2 protein-coding genes and 1 pseudogene are annotated in these 3,762 nt (G+C 45.7%); all 3 read left to right on the top strand.

Going from position 1 to position 3,762, the window contains the following annotated elements; genetic code table 11:
- Positions 1 to 518: pseudogene (locus ACI4WN_RS00755) on the top strand (RNA-guided endonuclease IscB); the annotation flags it as partial.
- Positions 519 to 777: 259 nt separating this feature from the next.
- On the top strand, positions 778 to 1,737 hold the full coding sequence (pfkA, locus tag ACI4WN_RS00750) for a 6-phosphofructokinase (RefSeq protein WP_009558590.1): 960 nt from the start codon (positions 778 to 780) through the stop codon (positions 1,735 to 1,737).
- 39 nt (positions 1,738 to 1,776) lie between these two features.
- Positions 1,777 to 3,546, top strand: a complete 1,770-nt coding sequence (gene pyk, locus ACI4WN_RS00745) for a pyruvate kinase (protein ID WP_009558589.1) — start codon at positions 1,777 to 1,779, stop codon at positions 3,544 to 3,546.
- Positions 3,547 to 3,762: the final 216 nt, after the last annotated feature.

Raw genomic sequence — 3,762 nt, 5'->3', positions numbered from 1 at the left:
CGTTCATGAACATTCTGCGCAAGCGGATCATGACTGCTTTCCCAGAAGCAAGCTTTCAGTATGGCTCGCAAACCTACGTTGACCGCAAAAATCTTCATCTGCCCAAAGGCCACTTCATGGACGCAATCGCGATCAGCGGAATCAAGTCGGTCGGTCAAATGCCGGAAACGGTGACGATGATCAGCCAGTTTCGCAAGAAGAAGCGGTCGCTTCATGAAGCAACCGCGAGAAAAGGCAGAAAGCAGCCGAACAAGGCAGCCAAGCGGAACGCGAAAAACACGAAATGTGCCCGCGGCATATGGCTGAATGACTACGTTCGCGTAATTGGAAATAATGCCAAGGGCTACGTTCAAGGCTTTAAGTCGAATGGATATTTTGTATATTTGACGGATAGCTTAGGCAATTACGTACTGAACAATGGCAAGAATTACATCAATGGAAAGCAGTGCCGGCTGATCATGCATAACGGCAACTGGCAAAAAGCAGAGCAAAAGCTTTCTCTGTACGAATTTAAGTAAGAAAGAAGGCAGGCAGGCCCTATTCCTCCACCCATTGAAATAGGTGGAATCCCGGGCTTGCCTGCCGTTGAAAATCATTGAAAAAGTTAAAATTAGTGAAAAATGCATAAACGTGGGCATAGGATTTGTAAGCCCTAACAGCTAAAAAAACGAAAAAAGTTGAATTTAAACCAGATTTTACAAGACTTTATGCGGTAAAAATGTTATGATTTATGTGATGTGAGATATTACACAATTTAAATCATGATGAGGTGAATTCATGAAACGGATTGGTATTTTGACCAGTGGTGGCGACGCCCCTGGTATGAATGCAGCCGTGAGAGCCGTAACTAGAGTCGCACTTGCGAACGGTCTGGAAGTTTTCGGCATTCGCTACGGTTTTGCAGGTTTGGTTGCAGGTGACATTTTCCCACTTGAAAGTGAAGATGTTGCCCACAAGATCAACGTTTCCGGTACCTTCCTCTACTCTGCACGTTATCCTGAATTTGCAGAAGAAGAAGGCCAAAAGGCTGGTATTGCTCAATTGAAGAAGCACGGCATCGACGCTGTTGTCGTTATCGGTGGGGATGGTTCCTACCATGGCGCCTTGAAGCTGACTGCTCACGGCTTTAACTCAATTGGCTTGCCAGGGACGATCGACAACGACATCCCTTACACGGATGCCACGATCGGCTACGACACGGCATGTATGACGGCAATGGACGCGATCGACAAGATTCGTGACACTGCTTCAAGTCACCACCGCGTGTTCATTGTTAACGTAATGGGCCGCAACTGTGGTGACATCGCCATGCGTGTTGGTGTTGCCTGCGGGGCTGACGCAATCGTCATTCCTGAAAAGCCATACGACATTGAAGAAATCGCTACTCGCTTAAAGCAAGCTCAAGAACGTGGCAAGGACCACGGCTTGGTAGTTGTTGCTGAAGGCGTCATGACCGCTGACAAGTTCATGGCAGAATTGTTGAAGCATGGTGACTTCGACGCTCGTGCCAATGTCTTGGGTCACATGCAACGTGGTGGTACGCCAACGGTTTCTGACCGTGTGCTTGCTTCAAAGCTTGGTGCTGAAGCTGTTCACCTTCTCCTTGAAGGCAAGGGTGGTTTGGCAGTCGGCATTGAAAACGGCAAGGTAACTTCACACGACATCCTTGATTTGTTTGATGAATCTCACAAGGGTGACTATGACTTGTTAAAGCTTAACGAAGATTTATCAAGATAGTTGTTTTTATAGTTTTTGATTTAGGGAGATTTTTTCACAATGAAAAAAACGAAGATTGTTAGTACTTTAGGACCAGCTTCAAACGATATTGAAACCATTACTAAGTTAGCCGAAGCAGGTGCAAACGTATTCCGTTTTAACTTCTCACACGGTGACCACGAAGAACACCTGGCAAGAATGAACATGGTTCGTGAAGTTGAAAAGAAGACTGGCAAACTTTTGGGTATCGCTCTTGACACCAAGGGTGCTGAAATTAGAACTACTGACCAAGAAGGCGGCAAGTTCACCATCAACACTGGTGACGAAATCCGGATTTCTATGGACGCTACCAAGGCTGGTAACAAAGACATGATCCACGTTACCTACCCAGGTTTGTACGACGACACCAAGGTTGGCGGTACTGTATTGATCGACGACGGTGCTGTTGGTTTGACTATCAAGGCTAAGGACGAAGAAAAGCGCGAATTGGTCTGCGAAGCTCAAAACACTGGCGTAATCGGCTCAAAGAAGGGTGTTAACGCACCAGGTGTTGAAATCCGCCTCCCAGGGATTACTGAAAAGGACACCGACGACATCCGCTTTGGTTTGCAACACGGTATCAACTTCATCTTTGCCTCATTCGTACGTAAGGCTCAAGATGTTCTTGACATTCGTGCCCTTTGCGAAGAAGCTAACGCAGACTACGTTAAGATCTTCCCAAAGATTGAATCACAAGAAGGTATCGACAACATCGACGAAATCTTGCAAGTTTCAGATGGTTTGATGGTTGCTCGTGGTGACATGGGTGTTGAAATTCCATTCATCAACGTACCATTCGTACAAAAGGAATTGATCAAGAAGTGCAACGCTTTGGGCAAGCCAGTTATCACTGCTACTCAAATGCTTGACTCCATGCAAGAAAACCCACGTCCAACTCGTGCCGAAGTTACTGACGTTGCTAACGCCGTTCTTGACGGTACTGACGCAACTATGCTTTCAGGTGAATCTGCTAACGGTTTGTACCCAGTAGAATCAGTTAAGGCAATGCACGACATCGACGTTCGGACTGAAAAGCAACTTGACAGCCGCAACACTTTGGCTTTGCAACGCTTTGAAGAATACAAGGGTTCAAACGTTACTGAAGCTATCGGTGAATCAGTTGTTCGGACTGCTCAAGAATTGGGCGTTAAGACTATCATCACTGCTACTAGCTCCGGCTACACTGCACGGATGATTTCTAAGTACCGTCCAGACGCAACTATCGTTGCCTTGACTTTCGATGAAAAGATCCAACACTCACTTGGCATCGTTTGGGGCGTTGAACCAGTTTTGGCAAAGCAACCTTCAAACACTGACGAAATGTTCGCTGAAGCTGCTAAGGTAGCTAAGGAACACGGCTTCGTTAAGGATGGCGACTTGGTAATCATCGTTGCTGGTGTACCATTTGGTCAATCAGGTACTACTAACTTGATGAAGTTGCAAGTAATTGGTGACCAAGTAGCTCGCGGCTTGGGCGTTGGTACTGGCTCAGTAATCGGCAAGGCTGTTGTTGCTAACAGCGCTGAAGAAGCTAACGCTAAGGTTAAGGAAGGCGACATCTTGGTTGCTAAGACTACTGACAAGGACTACATGCCAGCTATCAAGAAGGCTAGTGGTATGATCGTTGAAGCTTCAGGCTTGACTAGCCACGCAGCTGTTGTCGGCGTATCACTTGGCATTCCAGTTGTTGTTGGTGCTGCTGACGCAACTTCCAAGATCGCTGACGGCTCAACTTTGACTGTTGACGCACGTCGCGGCGCAATTTACCAAGGTGAAGTTTCAAACCTGTAATCTAGGATTGCAAGAAAAAGAGTTCAATCAAATGATTGAGCTCTTTTTTGTTTGATTTTGGTAGGTAAAGAGTGTTTTATAGATTGTTTATAAAAAATGAAGAAATTACAATGTGTGAATAGTCTCTACTTTAAAGCTTAATTTTCTCTGTTAAGCAAACAAAACAAAACATACTAATCTAGTGTTGGATGATTACTCGACGGAGTAGTCGTTCAA

It is taken from the genome of Lactobacillus sp. (assembly GCF_051893255.1).
Lineage (GTDB): Bacteria > Bacillota > Bacilli > Lactobacillales > Lactobacillaceae > Lactobacillus.
This window is presented reverse-complemented; position numbering and strand designations above follow the sequence as displayed.